Source organism: Mucilaginibacter rivuli (assembly GCF_019391655.1).
Taxonomy (GTDB): Bacteria; Bacteroidota; Bacteroidia; order Sphingobacteriales; family Sphingobacteriaceae; genus Mucilaginibacter; species Mucilaginibacter rivuli.
The window spans coordinates 143,055-163,164 of sequence record NZ_JAHXPQ010000006.1; the positions used below are offsets into that span (position 1 = coordinate 143,055).

Consider the following 20,110-nt stretch of genomic DNA (forward strand, 5'->3'; position numbering starts at 1 on the left):
AATACTTTCCCATTCATCGTAATTAATAATTTATTAGTGCGAAACATTCATAAAAATAGCTGATCCACAAAACGTGAACCAGCTATCGGTCAATTATATTATGATAGGGAGTTAAGTTATCAAGCTGTTTACCAGCCCGGATTTTGGATCATGGCCGGCATTTTACGGATCTCATCATCCATAATCGGCAACAGGTACATTTCGGGCCTGAATACGTGCTGGCGGATATTATCTTCTATCTGATAGGTAAATGTCAAACCTACACCCGTAGTTAATGATCCGGCAGAGCCAACGCGGATGGGGTGCATTACTTTGTTATATCCGTTAGGGCCGCCATTGTAAAGCGTCATGGCTATTTTCCATCTCCTGATATCATGCCAGCGCTGGTCTTCGTAAGCTAACTCAATATGGCGTTCGTTTTGAATAAACGCGCGCATCTCGTCCTGGGTCATGTTTGCTTTCATACCGTAATTACCATCAGTACCCGGCAAAATACCAGCCCTGTCTCTTATCAGCCTCAGGTTCGGGTAAGCTAAGTCAGGTTGCCCGGTTTCGTTAATCGCCTCGGCATAATTTAACAGTATTTCGGCATAACGCATCAACGGCCAGCTTCTTGCAGGGCTTGCGCCAACACTATTTGTAACCGTGCTATCACACATTTTGCGGCAAAAATACCCGGTATTACCACCTGACGAAAATGCATCGCCATTTGACCCTGTGCCTGTAAACGTCCAAACAAAATCCTGAATGTTGGCATTACTTTGATACTTGGCACCATTGAACATAACCGTATAATTCATTCTCGGATCGCGGTTAATGTAAGGATTGCTTGCTACATAACCAGAGGCAGGATCGGTAATGGCTTTACCGTTGCGCATAGGAAAAGCATCAACCATGTTTTGAGTTGGTCTTGAATAATTTGATCCGCCCCTTGTTCCCGGAAGGTAATAAGACTCGAAATCTTTGTTAACCGGCCTCGACACGGCGAATATATATTCGTTATTGGTTCTCGATAAAAATAAATTATAGAATCCAAGGCCTGGTTTTGTGTTATCAACGTTTAATGAATAGTAATTACTGTTGATCACCGCCAAAGCAGCATCAGCTGCGGCCTGCCAACGGGCAACACTGTAAGTTGGATAGCTCACAACGGCCTTTTGTTGGGCGGTAGCCGTAGCGAGTGCCCCACCATTAAATAATGGGCTGGCAGCGTACAGCAACAAGCGCGATTTAAGGCCCATTGCAGTACCTTTAGTTACCCGTTGATAGTCAAGATCCTGATAGCCCCCTTGCGGGTAAGTTGCACCGGGTATAGGGAGCAATGCGGCGGCGGCATCCAGTTCTGCAGATAAATAGGCTACAAATTCAGCGAAATTTTGCCTTGGCAGGTTTATAAAATCACTTATGCCATAAACCTTATCGCCCACGTTAGGAACACCACCGTAAACGATAAGTAACTGCATGTAATACCAGGCCCTCAAACACCTTGCCTCACCCCTTATCCTGTTTTTTGTTCCGGTTGATAATGGCGATTTGTCAATATCCTGCAATAGTAAATTACACCTGCGGATGTTTTTGTAAGGAGTAGCCCAAATATCGGTGGCTTTGGGGCTTGCCCCATAGTTGGCTGCCGAAAAAGTACCCTGGTAAAACATTACCGAAGGGCGCGTAGCCGAGCTTAGCGAATACTCCGCGTCGTCGGCAGAGGTTTCCCAATTACCGTGTGTTTCCCATCTTCTTTTATTGAATGAAAAACCGATACCTGCATAATCTGTATTACCGTAAGTACCCTCGGCATATATACCATTCAAAAATTGTATGGTACGTAAACTATCGGTAAATACCGCGGTCTCATCTAAAGCCGAGGTTTTATTATCAAGAGAGCTTGTCTTGGAGCATGACGCGAAAACCGCGCAAACACCTAAGATTAGTAATAACTTCTTCATTTTATTAAGTTTTTAAGTACGTAGGTACTTTGTTAATTTATCTGTTATTAAAATGTTGCGCTAACACCAAAATTAAACATGCGTTGCGGCGGGTAATTGGTTCTGTCGGTACCGCTCGATCCGGTTGATCCCTGGTTAATTTCGGGATCAAGCTGATAAAGTGAACTTAACTTGGTCCAGGTATACAGGTTATAACCATTAGAATACACCTTTATATCTTTCATTTTTAATTTCGCAACCCAGGCTTTAGGTAGTGTATAGCCTATCTCGGCTGTTTTGAGGCGAATATAATCTCCGGGAATAAGCCAGAAAGTTGAAGGGTACGCCCGTGAATCGCTAATACCCGGAATGAACGACAATAGCGGGAATTTGGCGTCGTCGCCAATAGCAGGCGTCCAGGCCTGTTGGTGGATAGCCTGGAAGTTTGCACCAACAGGTTGAATGGCTTCTGCAAGGCCGCGCACATTAAACCCTCTCGAGCCCTGGAAGAATACACCAATATTGAAATTCTTATAGCGGATACCCAGGTTCAAACCACCAGTTGTGTTTGGCACATTCGGGTCGCCCTGCACTTTTGAATCAAAACCATCAATAATGCCATCATTGTTTAAGTCAGCATATTTTAAGTCTCCGGGACGAGGAGGCGCACCAGCTGGCTTAGGACTGGCAGCAATATCGGCTGCGTCTTTATAAAATCCTATCCAGGTATAAACACGTTGTGTATTGATGGCATTGCCGGTGTAGGCCTGGTAGCTATTTTGGTAAGAAGGCTCATCAGCAAACACGATCTTATTTTTGGCGATCGAATAGGTACCTTTCACATTAAAGCTAAGGTCCTTACCTACTTTGCCATTATAGCTCAGCTCAACTTCCACACCTTTGTTATTTACTTTTCCAAGGTTAACCGGCGGCAGGCTTTGCCCGAACACCAATGATACTGAACCGAAACGCGGATCAGTTTTACCACTTCTGTCGGTCAGGATATCGAACCTGTTATTGTCAAAGTAATCAACCGTTGCCGATAGTTTATCTTTAAAGAAACCCATTTCGATACCAAGGTCAAGTTTTCTTTCTTTTTCCCAACTCACCTCGAGGTTACCTAAGGTGCCTTCGTAAATGCCATTAGCGGCGTTGGCGCTAGGGTTACCAAAGAATACCTGGTTACCTCCAGAGCCATACGTTTGTTGATAATAATAGGTAAAACTGCCTAATTTATCATTACCCACAAGCCCGTATGAACCTCTTAATTTTAAGCGGTTGATAAAGTTGACATGATTTTTAAAGAAGCCCTCTTCGCTTACATTCCATCCTGCTGAAACAGCCGGGAAGAAACCGTAGCGATGATCGGCAGAAAAGCGATCGGATCCGTTTATAGCACCATTAAACTCGAGCAGGTATTTTTGGCGATAATTATAGGCGAACCTTCCAACATAACTTTTGAAGATACTTGGAATAAAATTATAGGTAGCATCTCCACTATTCCTGGTGTCTGATTGCTGCAGGTACAAGGCAAGGGCTGTAATGTGATGGTACCCAAAGCCGCGGTCGTAATTTAATGCTGCCTGGGTGGTCAGTATCCTGATGGTGCTGCCATTTCCCGATCCCCTGATCAACCTGCGCACCCTGAAGGTGTTTGCGCTACGTGGCGAATATGTATTGGCTACAGGATCATAAATATATGAAGGAAATTCGCCGCCAGACATGGTAAGCGTTGGATTATTATATTGAGAGGCGTAAGATAAGGTACCTTTTAATGAAAGACCTTCGGTAATAAAATCAAGCTTTTGATTGGCCGTAGTAGCCAGGTTCATGTTATTTTCAAAAGTCCTGGTATAACCCAGATAGGTTAACCTTCCTACAATATTATTCGCATCATAAACCGTACCACCGGTGCCGGGGCTACGGGCCCATTGGCTATAGCCTAATGATCCGTCGGGATTATAGATCGGGTACGCCCATGGAGCAAGCGTCCAGATGCTTCCATAATCAGCCAATACATCATTCCAGCCATTGGGGCTGCCTACCTGTGGTACATTAATGGTACTGATATTACCCGAAAGATCAACCTTAAGATCGGTAGTCCGGGTTATTTTCATATCCAGGTTGGAGCGGTAGTTATAACGATCACTAAAATAATTGTTATTTACCCCTACCGCGCTGCCAAAATCATTCACCATACCATCCTGATGAAGATAACCGGCTGATACGAAGTATTTCACACTTTCTGTACCACCTGATACATCGAAGTTACCGCGGTACTGACTCGCGAATTTTTTAAACAGCACGCTTTTCCAATCCACATCCGGGTGTCCGTAAGGGTCAGTGTGATCACGGTATGCTGCCAGATCGGCATCACTAAACTGAGGTGCCTGCCCGTCATTTTTGCGGCCCTGGTTGTATAATGTTGCGGCATCAAACGAATTTAAAAAAGTTGGGAATACGGTAGGCTGCGATAAGCTGGTCTCGCCACGGAAAGTGATCTGCGGCGGTCCTATCTTGCCCCGGCGTGTTGTTACTACGATAACACCGTTTGCCCCCCTAACCCCAAACACTGCGGTTGCGGCGGCGTCTTTTAATACCGATACCGACTCGATCTCATTGGCATCTAATCTCGAAAACTGATCTAATGTATATTCAATATCATCTACATAAATGGTTGGCGAGTTACTGCCCGTGTTATATGAACTCACCCCACGGATATAAAAGGTTGCACCATCTGCACCGGGACGACCCGAAGTTTGCTGTGAAAAGAAACCCGGAACTTTCCCGGCCATGGTATTCTGGATAGCCGCTGTAGGGTTTGACCGCAGTTCTTCCCCCGAAACCGAACTTATGGCACCTGTTGCAGTAATTTTCTTTTGTTTGCCGTAACCAACAACAACAACCTCATTAAGGCTTTGCGAAGATTCCTTTAACTTGATGTCAACGGTTCGCCTGTTGCCCAGGTTAACTTCCTGGCTTTTAAAACCGATCATGGTAAAAACCAAAATATGTTTGGTGCCCTTAAGCATTAAGGTAAACCGACCGGAAGCATTTGCCGCCGTAGCATTTGTTGTACCTTGTTCGGTAATGAGCGCTCCCGGCAGAGCGGCTCCGGTAGTGTCTGAAACGGTCCCTGTAACTTGTATGCTTTGAGCCATCAGCCTAACACTACTCAGGCAACAGATGGTCAGAACCAGGTATAATATCTTTTTCATTATTTATTTTTTAAATAGGGATTATAAATTGTCCAAATCAATATGATTACCAGCCCTCGTTCTGAATCAGTTTAGGGTTCTTCATGATCTCGTCATAAGGGATCGGCATATGATATAACCTGTCATTCCAAACACCTGTAGTTACTGCGATGGGTGTAAAGGTTGGTGTAGCACCTGCGGATATACTAACGCCGGTAAGGTTTTGTGTCATCACCTGCGGCGCGGTTTTCCATCTCCTTATATCCCAAAAGCGATGCTCCTCAAATGCGAACTCAATTCTTCTTTCATTCATGATCAGCGTTCTCATATCCGATGTATTGATCCCCACTGGTATACCATACCTGTTATTAGTGCCTGCTGTAATACCCGCCCTTTTCCTGATCAGGATAACTTGCTGAACAGCATTCTCTGTTTGGCCAAGCTCGTTCAATGCCTCAGCATAATTCAGGATGATCTCGGCATAGCGGAAGATAGGGTAGTTATGGCTTTGGGCCGAAAATGTTGTGCTGGTACTGAAATTACCTAAAAACTTACGCAGGTTGTATCCTGTGCGTGATTGCACGGTAGATATTGTTGTATTATTCGGTTTATCCAGGCCTCCTTCAAACATTTGGGTAGGGCGGTTTAACCAGGTTAACCCGTTATAAAATACGGTACCTGCCAAACGCGGATCGCGGTTTGTATAAGGCGAGGCACTGCTATATCCGGAACCAACATCATTAATACCTAAACCATTTAACATTGGGAAGGCATCCACCAAATTTTGGGTTGGACTGGTAAGTCCCTGGCTTTTTGTATTGGAAACAATATAACCAACAGGGCTCTGGTTGTTTTCCAAGGAGTTATTGTTTGTACTTTGCTTAGCAAAAATGATCTCGGTTGACATTTTTGTGGTAAATACCGATGTGAAAGCTGTTGGTGTACCTGTTTGCACCAAAGCGTAATAACCCAGTGCCTGAAACTCTGTATAGGCATCTACTACTGCCTGCCAGCGGGTTGGGTCGGCGGTTGGGTAGCCTGTTAAAGCTTTCTTAACCGGATCAGATTCAAACCCGCCACCGTTAAATAAAGGGCTTGCAGCAAATAACAGAACATGACATTTTAATGCAACAGCCGCTCCTTTTGACGCGCGGCCAAAATCGGAAGTTGATAATGGATCGGGGCGCATATTGGGTTTAATAGCGTTACACTCACTTATGATATAATCAACCGTTTGCGCAAATGTATTTCTGGGTAACTGGATGTTATCATCAAGGCCGTAAACCGTATCGCCTAAAAGAGGCACACCACCATAACGTTTAAGCAGTTCCCAATAAAAGTAGGCGCGTAAAAAACGTGCTTCGGTTATCCAGTATTGTTTGGTTTGGGCAGCAACCGGCACCGCGTTAATGTTAGCCAGGAAGATATTTACCCTGCGGATACCATAATAACAATCGCCCCAAAAAGTAAGCGGATATCCATTTCCGGTACTTTCTTCAGGATTATTCTGGGCAGTTACTGTACCACGTGTAAAGTATTCTGCCGATTTATTATAGGTAGACGGAACCGCATTATCGGTAGCTGCATCTAAAAATTCACCGTTTATACGGGCAAAGCCATCAGGGATATAGGTGTATATATTGTTCAGATCGTAACCTGCAACAATACCATTCTGATCTACGTTATCAAAAGTCAGGTCCTTCGTGAACCAGTCTTTAGGCTGTTCTTCGTACTTGGTGCAGGAACTCCCCAGCACAGATAACAATACCGATGTGATGGCAAAAACTGAGTAAAATTTCTTTTTCATATTCGTGAGGTCCTAAAATTTAATGTTAATACCAAAGTTATATAGGCGCATAACCGGGTAACCGCCGCCATAAGATTCCGGCGAAAGGCCATCTAACTCAGATGAGCTGCTTGTTGCCAGGTTATAACCGTTTGCAAATATCCTTACTGTTGTAAGTCGGATTTTTGAAATGAGGGATGCAGGTAATGAATAACCTATCTCCGCGTTTTTTAAGCGGAAATAATCTCCGCTCCTTACCCAATAAGAAGAGGTTGCATCATTGTTAGAATTTGACCCATAGCTTAAACGCGGGTAGGTTGCCGTAGCGGCAGTTTGTGGAGTCCACCTGGTTAGGTTATGCTGATAAGCCTGACCTGTACCGTTGTTCTGGAAGGCCCAATAGCTGTTACCGCTCAGGTACACATTCCTGTTTTGAACACCCTGGAAGAGTAAGCTCACATCAAAGCCTTTCCAACCGAAGCCAAGGGTTATGCCGTAAAAAAACAATGGCTTTGTTGAACCAATAGCGGTTACATCATTTTGGTTGATTACGCCGTCACTGTTCAGATCCTGGTATTTAATATCTCCGGGCTGTGCTTTATAACCAACAGTTGTTGCGCTGCTGTTGATCTCTGCCTGGGTTTGAAATAAGCCCTGTGCTACGTACCCATATTGTTGACCAACAGGCTGACCTGTGCGGTACATCCATGAATAAGGCTGAGCCGGCTCATCGGCAAAAATAATTTTGCTACCTACAGATGAGGCGTTCACAGAAACAAAAAATTGTACCTGTTTAATATTCTGCTGCCATCCAACAGTTCCCTCCCATCCAAAATACCTGTTTTGGCCAATATTTTGATTAGGATAGTCATTCCCTAAAGTAGTGCTGTTAGACCCGCGCTGCATGGCCAGATCATAATATTTATTATTGAAGTATTCGGCGGTAAACGAAAGTCTGTCTTTTAACAGTGTACCTGATAGGCCGATATTTAATTTGGCAGCTTTTTCAAAAGTGAGGTTACCGTTTGCCAAAGTACCTTCTGTGATGGTAGTTACCGAGCCGGCACCTGTTCCGAAATACTGGGCGGGGCCATCAAAATAGCGTTGATAATAGGTAAAATAACCCGGGCTATCCCATCCATTGATACCGTAAGATGCATAGAGTTTAAGTTTGCTGATGGCCGTGAGTGGCTTCATGAAACTTTCTTTCTCCATATTCCATCCTAAACCTATTGCCGGGAAAAAACCAAGTTTATAATTTCCATCAGGCGGGTACCTGTTTGAACCATTAAACCCAAAGGTTGCTTCGGCTACGTATTTGCCATCGTAATTGTAAGCAAAGCGGCCCGAGGTACCTACGATAGTATAAGGCAGTGCCTGCGCATCATTAGCATCGGTAGAGTTATCCCTGTTTGCCAGCAATAAAACACTAAAGTCATTTTTACCAACTGTTTTATCATAGCCCAAAGAAAACTCCTCGTAATCCATTTTACCCTGGTATCCTATACCGTTTCCGTTTGCCTGGGTACCATTAGTGCCAAATTGCGCATATGTTGCACCTGTTTGCTGAAATACCGCGAAACCCTTATTCCTGGTAATGTCTTCGGCCAAAGTGGAGTTAAAGGCTACTTTACCTTTCATCCATAAGCCTTGTAACAAATCGCTCAGGTCTTGCCTTAAATATAAATTAACAATGATATCCCTGAAATACCGCTGCCGGTAACCCGATCCGATAGTTTGCGCTAACAGGTTGTTTTGATACAATTGATTTCCGGCAAACGAGTTGTTTGGGTTTAACAACGGATAAGCATTGGCGGGTGTATTCAATAAATTAGAAATAATTGTTCCGGTAGTTGCCCCCGGTTCATTTGAGTTTTGAATACGTCCCAATAAATACAAACCGCCGGTTAATTTCTTTGTGATATTCAAGTCAACATTCGAGCGGATGATATAGCTGTTGAAATTGTTGTTGGTTTCATACTTATTACTATCAACAGTTGCTAAAAAGCCCGACTGATTAACGTTTTCCATCGAAACGAAATACCGGGCCGAGCTGTTGCCTCCATTAGCGCTGAAAGTATAACGATTAAACAATGAGCTATTTTTTGTAATGGCGCTCCTGTAATCAACATCAGGATAATTGATAGGGTCTGTATGATTTTTATAGGCATCTAAGGCTGTTTGCGAATAATACAAACCTGAGTTTGCAGGGACTCCATCATTTTTCATGGCTTCATTTCGCAAGGTGGCGTAATCAAACGAGTTTAATGGTTTTGTCCAGGTAATGGGTTGCTGTATGGCGGTTTGCGCGGTAAATGATATCTGCTGTTTTTTTGCAGCCCCCTTTTTAGTGGTCACCACTATTGCTCCATGAGATCCTCTAACACCCAACATGGCGGTTGCTAATGCGTCTTTTAAAACAGTAACCGATTCGATCTCTTCCATATCGAATGAGGTTATATTTGCAACTACGCCATCAATGATAAGGATAGGTGCCTGGCCCCTTAACGTAAGTGATGCACCATCTGAACCAGGCAGACCCGATGATTGTAAAGTATATAAACCGGCTAATCTACCTGTTAAAGCGTTTCTGAAACTGGTTACAGGCGATTTAAGCAAATCTTTATTATACACCGCACCGTTAGACGAAATGACAAGATCCTGCGGCACTGTATTATAAATTTGTTGTACAGCCAGTGCTTTTGTCGGGGCTACACTGCCCTGGTCTGTTTCCAGGCTAACCGAAAATTCCTTTTCGGCACCCAATACATATTTTAAGTTTTTGTATCCCTGTAAACTAACAATGATGGTATCGCCAATGTTGGCTGTTAAAATAAACTTGCCCGATTTGTTAGACCTGGTTTCAAAACGGGTAATCGGGTTCTTGATAGTTGCATCAGCCAGGGGATTGTTCTGATCATCTAAAACCGTACCCTTAAATTCATTTTCAGCGACACGGTGGGATCGCTTCTTCACATTGTTGGAAATTTTGCCGGGTGGGGCAGCAACCGTCCCTAAAGTGTAGCACACTAATAGAGAGAGTAATGCAGGTTTAAGCATTAACTTCATAGTTTTACAATTTTTTAGCTTATTGGTTTATTGGTTATCGTCGTCGAAACGGGGAGCTTACTTTAATGATTTTGACACTAATTAGCTTTGTATTCGATCCCGAATATGACAAAGGTATACAGAGGGTATGGCAAAAGAAGGGGACAAATCTACCAAGATAGAGGGACTAATCATTACTTTACACATATGTCCGGGGAGTTCAAACCATTAAGCCACCACCTAAACACTTAAAAAACAGCACTTAACCAGCAGAAAGTACTTAACATACAACCAACCAGCAAACTTATACGGTTAAAACATCGATACAATAAAATGGATCACGTCATTTTTAAAAACCCACTATATAGCAGTTAAAACGATTAATACAATATTTACATTTATGCTTTTTTTTAATTATCCCCCTTTAAATGGTGATTTTACCCCCTGTGTAATCCATGTAAAAGTTTGAATTTAGCAGCATCAATTATAACGACCGGTGCTAAACCTAAGTAGCAGGGCCGATATCTAAATATAATAATGTGTTAAAGAAAATTTTTTGTTACCTTTTGTTTATTGGCCTTAGTTGTTGCGTGCTACACCGCAACTCTTTTGCACAGTCTGGTCATTTGTCAGTAATTGATTCCGGCGGATGGGCCAATAATAGTGTTAATACGGTCATCTTCCGTAAAAACTCCCTGGTCACCTCCAGCAGATATCAATATGCTGCTTATTACGATAGCTCGGCATATGTTGTATTGGCAAAAAGAAAGTCGGGCGCAAGCCAGTGGGAAATAAAGCGTACCCCTTTTAAAGGCGATGTTACCGATGCACACAAGTCCATCAGTATTATGGTTGACGGTGATGGGTATATCCATATGGCATGGGGGCAGCATAATAATCCATTAAATTATGCCGTTGGTATCGCTCCCGGTTCGTTAGATCTTTCCGGTAAAAAAAGCATGACCGGCGAAAAGGAGAATAAATTAAGTTACCCTGAGTTTTACCGGCTTCCTACCGGCGATTTGCTGTTTTTTTACAGAGATGGCGGATCGGGGAATGGGAACCTCATTTTAAACCGTTATGACCTAAAGAATAAGAAGTGGAACCGTTTGCAGGATAACCTGATAAATGGCCAGGGTAAGCGCAATGCATACTGGCAAATTACCACCGATGTTTTGGGCACCATTCACCTGTCGTGGGTTTGGCGCGAATCGCCTGATGTTGCAAGTAACCATGATATCGCTTACGCTAGTTCGAAAGACGGTGGCATAACCTGGCAAAAATCGACGGGAGAAGCTTACAAATTACCTATTAATGCAGAAACAGCGGAGTACGCGGTTAAAATCCCACAGCGGAGCGAACTGATCAATCAAACATCAATGTTTGCTGATGCATCCGGGCACCCTTTTATAGCAACCTATTGGAAAGATAATGCTCAATCAGTACCGCAATACCATATTGTTTACAAAACAGGCGATCATTGGGAGGTGAACAATTTAGGCTTTCGCAAAACAGACTTTAGCTTAAGCGGCACAGGTACAAAGCAAATACCTGTTTCCAGGCCGCAAATTGTTGCCTGGGCCGAAAAAAAACACTTTAAAACAGCATTAATATTCCGCGATGAAGAACGCGGGAACAAAGTATCCGTTGCCATAACTAATGATATTGCCGGAAACCAATGGCAGATAAGCGATTTAACAGATTACGCTGTAGGATCATGGGAACCATCGTATGATACATTGTTGTGGAATGACAAACACATACTTAATTTATTTATCCAAAAAACTACGCAGATAGACGGTGAAGGTACCGCTAAAGTGTCATCGCAACCCGTAGGAGTAATTGAATGGACACCAAAATTTTGAGAAAAGGTAACATGAGAAAAAAAATAGCGTCTGGTTTAGTGGCTTTAATGCTGATATTTACATTGGCCAATGCCCAGCATAGGAGTTTCAAAACCAACAGGGCCGTTTTGAAGCTAATTGAGGCAGATTATAAGTTAGCAGACAGCCAATACAAACAATTAATGCAAACCTTAGCACCCGGCAAGTTCCCCAAGACCTATCATCCGGATTCAAATAAACTGGAAACAAGTGGCCCGGGTTGGTGGTGCAGTGGTTTTTATCCGGGTACATTGCTTAATATTTATCAAAAAACAAAAGATGCAGCGCTGCTTACCGAAGCTAACCGGATGTTGGATGTATTATCTGCCCAGCAATACAATAAAACCACGCACGATCTGGGTTTTATGATGTATTGCAGCTTTGGCACCGTGCAGAAAATAAACAATACTCAAAAAAATAAAGAGATATTGATCAATAGCGCTAAATCATTAAGCAGCCGTTTTGATCCTAAAATTGGTTGTATAAAATCATGGGATTCAAAAAAGCCGGAGTACCTGGTCATCATCGATAATATGATGAACCTTGAGTTGTTGTTTTACGCGACAAAAGTAACCGGCGATTCCAGCTTTTACAAAATTGCCGTTACCCATGCGAACACCACGATGAAGAACCATTTCCGGCCCGATTTCAGTTCGTATCATGTAGTTAACTACAACCCTGCCACGGGCGAGGTTCAACAACGCCGCACAGCACAGGGTTATTCAAACGAATCGGCATGGGCGCGTGGGCAAGCCTGGGGACTTTATGGCTATACGGTAATGTACCGCGAAACTCACAATAAAAAGTATTTACAACAGGCAGAACACATCGCTCAGTTTATATTGAACAACCACAACCTGCCGGCCGATAAGATCCCCTATTGGGATTACAATGCGCCCAATATACCTAATGCGTTAAGAGATGCTTCTGCGGCGAGCGTAATGGCCTCAGCATTTCTTGAGCTTTGTAGATATTCAGACTTAAAATATGGTCAGCTTTATTTTAAAACTGCAGAAACTATTATCCGGAACTTGTCGTCACCTGAGTACCTGGCCAAAGCAGGTAGCAATGGTGGCTTTATATTACAGCACAGCGTAGGGCACATGCCCGAAAAGAAAGAGATAGATGTGCCTTTAACCTATGCCGACTATTATTTTATTGAAGCCATACAGCGGTACCAAAACTTCGCGCAAAAATGAAAAAAAGAATAAAACACTATAGTGGTGCCATGATACCGTTTTTGATGGCGGCCGCGTGTCAAATAACATTCGCGCAGGTTCGCGATACGGTTGGGAAAAGACACCTGGCCGGAGTTATAATTGATACCGTACGGCCTGCTCCTGCACCAAAACTACCCGGCTTATTTGCTGATCCTAACATCGCAGCTTTTGGAAAAAGGTTTTACATATATCCAACTACCGATGGCACCAAAGGCTGGTTATCTACCTCGTTCAGCTGCTGGTCATCTGCAAACATGGTAGACTGGAGAAACGAGGGCGTTATACTCGATCTTCCTAGAGACCTTACCTGGGCGAAGGATCGTGCATGGGCACCAACAATAGCCGCAAAAAACGGCAAGTACTATTTCTATTTTTCGGCCAATGTAAATATTGGTGTCGCTGTGGCGGATAAACCTACGGGTCCTTTTAAAGATCCATTATCAAAACCATTGATACCAAAAGGTACGCGAAGGGGGCAAATGATAGACCCAATGGCCTTTACCGATGACGACGGCAGCACCTACTTATACTGGGGGCAAGGGCAATGCAACATCGTGAAATTAAATGCTGACATGATCAGTTGTGATACGGCAGCCATCAAGTCTTTCAAACCTCCGGGGTATAACGAAGGGCCTTTCATGATCAAGCGTAAAGGGGTTTACTACCTTATGTGGTCAGAATTTGATACCCGCGACCCGCGTTATTCTATAGCGTATGCTACATCCAACTCGCCCCTCGGGCCTTTTGTTAAGGCAGAGGGACATTCTGTACTAAAAGGATATGGCCTGGTTAAAGGTGCCGGGCATCATTCTGTTGTTCAGGTACCGGGCAAAGATGAATGGTATATCGCATATCATCGGTTTAAAATACCCGGAGGCGATGGGTACAACAGGGAAACCTGTATCTCTTCCATGCATTTTGATGCAGCCGGAAATATTATGCCGGTAAATGTTTACGAACAAATCAAACCTGTGAAGATAAAATAATGATGAAAAAGATCAAATTCACCATCCGGATCAGTTTATTATTAGCGGTATTTATTGGCCCCGTTTACGGGCAAAAGAAAACGGCAAAGCCCGTTTCTGAACGGCAGGTTTGGTTAAAATATATGGATGAGGTTGCACGGCCTATAATTTTCAACCTTGCCGAAAATCAATTGAAAGAGAAAATGCCCATGCTAATGTCTGATCATATCGATAATAAGGTAAGCAGGGCAAAGGTGGGTTACCTGGAAGCTTTCGGACGAACATTAAGCGGAATTGCGCCATGGTTAGAACTTGAAGGCGGCGATGCTGATGAAACCAGTTTGCGTAACGAGTATCGAAAGCAAACGCTAAAAGCAATTGCCAACGCGGTTAACCCGGAAGCTAAAGATTACCTGCAATGGACCGGCGGGCAACCTTTGGTTGATGCCTCTTTTTTTGCTTTAGGACTGGTACGCTCGCCCTGGCTTTGGCATCATTTGGATGAACACGTTCAAAAACAAGTGATAGATGCACTTATATCTACCCGTGCAACAGTTCCTGTTTACTCAAACTGGATACTTTTTTCGGGAATGATCGAAACCTTCTTTTGTAAATATGACCTTCCGTATGATCCGCTCAGGGTTGAATTTGGGGTTAAGGAATTTACCAAACACTGGTATGCTGGCGATGGGATGTATTCGGATGGTATGAATTTTCACCAGGATTATTATAACAGCATCGTAATCCAGCCCTACCTGTCGCTCATCTTAAAAGAGATCAACGCGAAAAAGAGATCATATCCAAATGAAGAAGAAAAACAAGTAAAAATAGGCCAGCGATATGCTGAAATACAAGAGCGTACGATCAACATGGATGGCACTTACCCTATAATTGGTCGCTCTATTGTTTACCGTGGTGGCGTTTTCCATCACCTGGCCAACATGGCATACTTACAACAACTGCCAGCCAGCCTTAAACCCGCACAGGTGCGCTGCGCGTTGGCGGCTGTGATAAAAAAGACCTTAGGCGCGCCCGCTACATTTTCTAAAGATGGCTGGCTGAGCATTGGGCTGTACGGCCCTCAGCCTTCATTGGCCGATGTTTATATTACCTCGGGTAGCTTATACATCTGCAGCGAGATATTTTTACCCCTTGGCCTGCCCGACACCAACGCTTTTTGGACAACGCCTGATGAGCCCTGGACAGCTGTTAAAGTTTGGACCGGACAGGATACGCCGGCAGACCATGCTTTAGACATTAAAAACTAATGAACTATTTAAAGTGAAACGTATGAAGTACCAATTGGCCTTTTTGTTCCTTATCCTGTTTGGGGCAGCCTACGCGCAGCAAAAAAATAAAGATTTTACGCCGGGCACACTTTGGCCCGACGATAAAGGAGTGCATATTAATGCCCACGGTGGTGGTTTGCTTTATAAAGGTGGAATATACTATTGGTTTGGAGAGCACAAAATTGCCGGCGGAGCAGGCAACCGGGCAATGGTTGGGGTGCATTGCTATTCATCTAAAGACCTGTACAACTGGAAAGATGAAGGCATCGCGTTAAGCGTATCAGAAGACCCGGCAAATGATATTGCAAAGGGCTGCATACTGGAAAGGCCAAAAGTTGTGTACAACGCTAAAACAAAAAAATATGTAATGTGGTTCCACCTGGAGTTGCTTGGCCAGGGTTATAAAGCCGCCCGCGCGGGTGTGGCAACCAGTAATAAAGTTACCGGGCCTTATACTTTTGTAAAAAGCTACAGGCCAAATGCAGGCTTTCAGCCGTATTATCCTCCCGGTACCGATAAGGCTGAAATTTTGGATTGCGCTCAGCCGAAGAATAAGAGCGAAGGCTTTTTCTGTCGCGATGTGCCGGGTGGACAGATGGCCCGGGATATGAACGTTTTTATTGATGACGATGGCAAGGCTTACCATATTTTTTCGGCTGAAGAGAATTTCACACTGGATGTTGCCGAAATGACTGACGATTATACCGGGCATACCGGTAAATTCTCAAGGGTATATGCAGGCCACCAAACTGAGGCTCCGGCAATTTTTAAGCGAAACGGTATTTATTATATGATAGGCTCGGGTACTACAGGCTGGGCGCCTAACCCTGCACGCTGGTTTACTGCTAAATCTATTTATGGTCCATGGACCTATCACGGCAACCCTTGCGTTGGCAAAGGCGCCGAAATAACTTTTGGTGGGCAAAGCACTTATGTGTTGCCGGTAACGGGTAAAAAAAACGCCTTTATTTTTATTGCAGATAAATGGACACCTAAAGACGCTATTGACGGGCGTTACCTGTGGCTACCTATCACTTTTAAAGGCGATGATATTGAGATTAGTTGGGTAGATAAATGGAACCTTGATGTATTTAATAAATAATGAAAAGAATATTTTTAACAACATGCTGGCTGCTTTTATTCGCAAGCTCATTTGCACAAGAAAGCCTGATCACTTCCATTGGTAACCGGAAAGCGCTATCGCTCAACGGAGCCTGGCAATATATTGTTGATCCTTATGAAACGGGCTTTTACGATTACCGTTTTAAGGAATTAAAGGAAAATAATGGCGATGCTTATTGGAATACCGATGTGCAGAAAAACAAGACCGAAAAAAAGGAACACGGATATATTGATAAATATACCATCCAGGTGCCCGGCGCCTGGAACCATCAAAAGCCCGAGTTTCTGTATTATGAAGGTACTATCTGGTATAAAAAATCTTTCGATTATCATCGCGAAAACTCCAACAGCAATTATTACCTGTATTTTGGTGCTGTAAATTACCGCGCAGATGTTTACCTGAACGGCAAAAAGTTAGGAATGCATATTGGCGGGTTTACACCGTTTAACTTTGCTATACCCGATAGCTTGCTGAAAGAAAAGGGAAACTTTCTTGTTGTGAAAGTAGACAATAAACGTGGTGCCGACGAAGTGCCGACCCTTAATACAGATTGGTGGAACTATGGCGGTATTACCCGCGATGTTAAGGTTGTAGAAGTTCCAACCGGCTTTATACAAGACTTTGTTATCCAATTAAAAAAGCCTGTACCGGGTGCAATCCCTGCAGTTACACCTGATGCAGAGGGCTGGGTAAAGTCAAAAAACATAAAGGCCGGCGAGATCATCACGATTAACATTCCCGAGTTAAAATTCAAAAAACAGCTGGCAGCTACGGGTGATATTACTCCAATAAATTTCAAACTTCCTAAAATCAAACTTTGGTCGCCGGAACACCCTAAACTATACCATGTAAGCGTTTCGGCTGGTGCCGATGTGGTGGATGATCAGATCGGGTTCCGCACCATTGAAGCCTTTGGAAAACAGGTACTATTAAATGGTAAGCCAATATTTATGCGAGGCATTTGTATCCACGGCGAAATACCACAGGATGTTAGACGTGCGGTTGGCCCGGATGATGCCAAACAACTCTTAAACCAGGCCCGGGAATTAGGCTGTAATATGGTTAGGCTGGCGCATTACCCACATGATGAGGCGATCACCCGCCTAGCCGATTCCCTTGGGATATTGGTATGGTCGGAGATCCCGGTGTATTGGACCATCAATTTTGGTAGCAATGCAGTATTAAATAAAGCCAAAGCACAATTGCAGGAAATGATCACCCGCGACCATAACCGAGCTTCTATCATTATCTGGTCTGTAGGAAACGAAACACCGATAAGCCAAACCAGGACTGATTTTATGCACAGTTTGATCACAAAAGCAAAAGAGTTGGATAATACACGTATGATATCTGCAGCCCTTGAAGTGAACTATGCCTCGCTTAAAAATGTGAACGTGGTTGACGATCCCTTGGGCGAATTTGTTGACCTGGTTGCCTTTAACGAATATTTAGGCTGGTATGGCGGCCTGCCCGACCAATGCCGCAAAACCAGCTGGAGCACGCCTTATAATAAACCTTTATTCATCAGCGAAACAGGAGGCGGTGCAAAAGGCGGTTTTCATGCCGATTCGCTTACCCGCTTTAGCGAAGAATACCAGGAATGGTATTTTAAAGAGCAGGTAGCCATGCTGAAACGTATGCCCGATAATTTTGTAGGTATTACGCCATGGGTGTTAAATGATTTCCGTTCGCCAAAACGAAATAATCCTGTATACCAGGAAGGATGGAACCGCAAGGGTTTGTATGATGATAAGGGGAACAAGAAAAAGGCCTTTTACATTATGCAGAACTATTATAACGAAATGAAAACCAAAACATCAAAATAATAAACCGAATGAAGAGAGATAACATGTTAAATAAAAAATTCTTAAAACTGTTAGCCTGTTTAGTGCTGGCAGGTAGCTTATACGCACAAGCCCAAACCAAACACAGTTTTAGTTTTGGCGACCAGGACTTTATGCTGGACGGAAAACCTTTCCAGATGATCAGCGGGGAAATGCATTACCCCAGAGTGCCGCGCGAAGCATGGCGCGCACGTATGAAAATGGCGAAAGCAATGGGCTTAAATACTATAGGCACTTATGTTTTTTGGAACCTGCATGAGCCACAAAAAGGCAAATTTGATTTTTCGGGCAATAATGATGTAGCCGAATTTGTAAAAATAGCGCAACAGGAAGGTTTGTGGGTGATCCTTCGCCCAAGCCCTTATGTGTGCGCTGAATGGGAGTTTGGAGGTTACCCCTACTGGCTGCAAAACGAAAAAGGCCTCATCGTTCGCAGCAAGGAGAAACAATATTTGGATGAATACCGGAAGTACATTATCGAGATAGGCAAACAATTGGCCCCCCTGCAAATTAACCATGGCGGTAATATTCTGATGGTTCAGATCGAAAATGAATATGGCTCGTACGCCGCCGATAAAGAATATTTAACGATCAACGAATCGCTGTTTAAAGAAGCCGGTTTTGATGGTTTGCTTTATACCTGCGACCCGGCAAACGATGTAGCCAAAGGCCATTTACCTGGTTTATTACCTGCTGTTAACGGTATTGACAATCCCGCAAAGGTGAAAAAACTGGTGAATGATAATCACGGCGGTAAAGGCCCGTATTATATTGCCGAGTGGTACCCCGCATGGTTTGACTGGTGGGGAACAAAGCACCATACTGTACCGGCATCTAAGTATGTAGGCCCTCTTGACTCTGTTTTAACAGCAGGTATTTCTATCAATATGTACATGTTTCATGGCGGTACAACGCGTGGCTTTATGAATGGTGCAAATTATAAAGATACTTCGCCTTACGAACCGCAAACCAGCAGTTATGATTACGATGCCCCGCTTGACGAGGCAGGCAATGCTACTGCAAAATTTATGGCTTTCAGAAATGTAATAGCGAAACATTTACCACCAGGGACAAATTTACCCGAAGTACCTGCAGCCAAACCAAGCATGGCTATAGAAAGCATCAAGCTAACAGGCTCCGGAGCATTAACAGAAAACCTACCTGTTGCACGTAAAAGCGAACATCCGCTAACTTTCGAAGATATGAACCAGGATTACGGTTATGTACTTTACCGTACCACTTTAGAAAACGCCAAAAGCGGAGTATTGAAGATTTCGGCCCTGCGTGATTACGCAATCATTATGCTTAATGGTAAAAGGGCGGGAATACTGGACAGGCGATTGAAGCAGGATAGTTTAGCGATAACGATACCTGCAGGAACAGTGACCCTTGATATTCTGGTTGAGAATATGGGCAGGATCAATTTCGGTAAATACCTTTTAGAAAATAAAAAGGGCATTACCAAACAAGTGATGTTGGGTGGTAAAGAACTATTGGGCTGGAATATGTATAGCCTACCCTTTTCAGATGTATCCAAATTAAAATATAAAATGACCGATACTGACGCGCCTGTTGTTAAAAAGGGAGCTTTTGAACTGACTACTATTGCCGATACCTACCTGGATATGCGCAAATGGGGCAAAGGTGTGGTTTGGATAAACGGGCATAATCTTGGTAAGTACTGGAGCATTGGCGCACAGCAAACCTTATATGTACCTGCGGAATGGTTAAAAAAAGGAAATAATGAAGTAGTGGTGCTTGAATTACTGAAAAGTGACCAAAATGAATTATCATCACTTTCAAAACCGATATTGGATCTGCAACAATAAT

The 20,110-nt window shown here is 43.6% G+C and carries 11 protein-coding genes; 7 read left to right on the forward strand and 4 right to left on the reverse strand.

Translation table 11 applies throughout. From position 1 onward, the window contains the following. Positions 1 to 128: 128 nt before the first annotated feature. From KXQ82_RS14970 to KXQ82_RS14985, 4 genes are read right to left on the reverse strand one after another with little or no spacing between them, the layout of a single operon-like run. Entirely contained in the window at positions 129 to 1,946 is a 1,818-nt protein-coding gene (locus KXQ82_RS14970) for a RagB/SusD family nutrient uptake outer membrane protein (protein WP_219489238.1), read from the reverse strand. Between the two features lie 47 nt (positions 1,947 to 1,993). Further along, the gene (locus KXQ82_RS14975; protein ID WP_219489239.1) at positions 1,994 to 5,143 is read right to left on the reverse strand and encodes a SusC/RagA family TonB-linked outer membrane protein; all 3,150 of its coding nucleotides are present in this window, start codon (positions 5,141 to 5,143) and stop codon (positions 1,994 to 1,996) included. Between the two features lie 46 nt (positions 5,144 to 5,189). Then, the gene (locus KXQ82_RS14980) at positions 5,190 to 6,929 is read right to left on the reverse strand and encodes a RagB/SusD family nutrient uptake outer membrane protein (RefSeq protein ID WP_219489240.1); all 1,740 of its coding nucleotides are present in this window, start codon (positions 6,927 to 6,929) and stop codon (positions 5,190 to 5,192) included. A gap of 12 nt (positions 6,930 to 6,941) precedes the next feature. After that, the gene (locus tag KXQ82_RS14985; RefSeq protein ID WP_219489242.1) at positions 6,942 to 9,977 is read right to left on the reverse strand and encodes a SusC/RagA family TonB-linked outer membrane protein; all 3,036 of its coding nucleotides are present in this window, start codon (positions 9,975 to 9,977) and stop codon (positions 6,942 to 6,944) included. Positions 9,978 to 10,582: 605 nt separating this feature from the next. Here KXQ82_RS14985 and KXQ82_RS14990 point away from each other — a divergent pair. From KXQ82_RS14990 to KXQ82_RS15020, 7 genes are read left to right on the forward strand one after another with little or no spacing between them, the layout of a single operon-like run. Next, entirely contained in the window at positions 10,583 to 11,821 is a 1,239-nt protein-coding gene (locus KXQ82_RS14990; RefSeq protein ID WP_255563672.1) for a BNR repeat-containing protein, read from the forward strand. Between the two features lie 11 nt (positions 11,822 to 11,832). Continuing rightward, positions 11,833 to 13,038, forward strand: a complete 1,206-nt coding sequence (locus KXQ82_RS14995; RefSeq protein ID WP_219489243.1) for a glycoside hydrolase family 88 protein — start codon at positions 11,833 to 11,835, stop codon at positions 13,036 to 13,038. Beyond that, positions 13,035 to 14,045, forward strand: coding sequence for a family 43 glycosylhydrolase (locus KXQ82_RS15000; RefSeq protein ID WP_219489245.1), 1,011 nt, complete (start codon positions 13,035 to 13,037; stop codon positions 14,043 to 14,045). The genes KXQ82_RS14995 and KXQ82_RS15000 overlap by 4 nt, the downstream gene beginning before the upstream one ends. Beyond that, positions 14,045 to 15,292, forward strand: a complete 1,248-nt coding sequence (locus KXQ82_RS15005; protein ID WP_255563673.1) for a DUF2264 domain-containing protein — start codon at positions 14,045 to 14,047, stop codon at positions 15,290 to 15,292. Before KXQ82_RS15000 ends, KXQ82_RS15005 begins: the two co-directional genes overlap by 1 nt. A 22-nt stretch (positions 15,293 to 15,314) precedes the next feature. Continuing rightward, on the forward strand, positions 15,315 to 16,415 hold the full coding sequence (locus tag KXQ82_RS15010; RefSeq protein ID WP_219489246.1) for a glycoside hydrolase family 43 protein: 1,101 nt from the start codon (positions 15,315 to 15,317) through the stop codon (positions 16,413 to 16,415). Then, entirely contained in the window at positions 16,415 to 18,262 is a 1,848-nt protein-coding gene (locus KXQ82_RS15015; protein WP_219489248.1) for a glycoside hydrolase family 2 protein, read from the forward strand. Before KXQ82_RS15010 ends, KXQ82_RS15015 begins: the two co-directional genes overlap by 1 nt. Before the next feature lie 8 nt (positions 18,263 to 18,270). Further along, complete coding sequence (locus KXQ82_RS15020; RefSeq protein ID WP_255563674.1) at positions 18,271 to 20,109, forward strand: glycoside hydrolase family 35 protein; 1,839 nt, start codon at positions 18,271 to 18,273, stop codon at positions 20,107 to 20,109. Position 20,110: the final 1 nt, after the last annotated feature.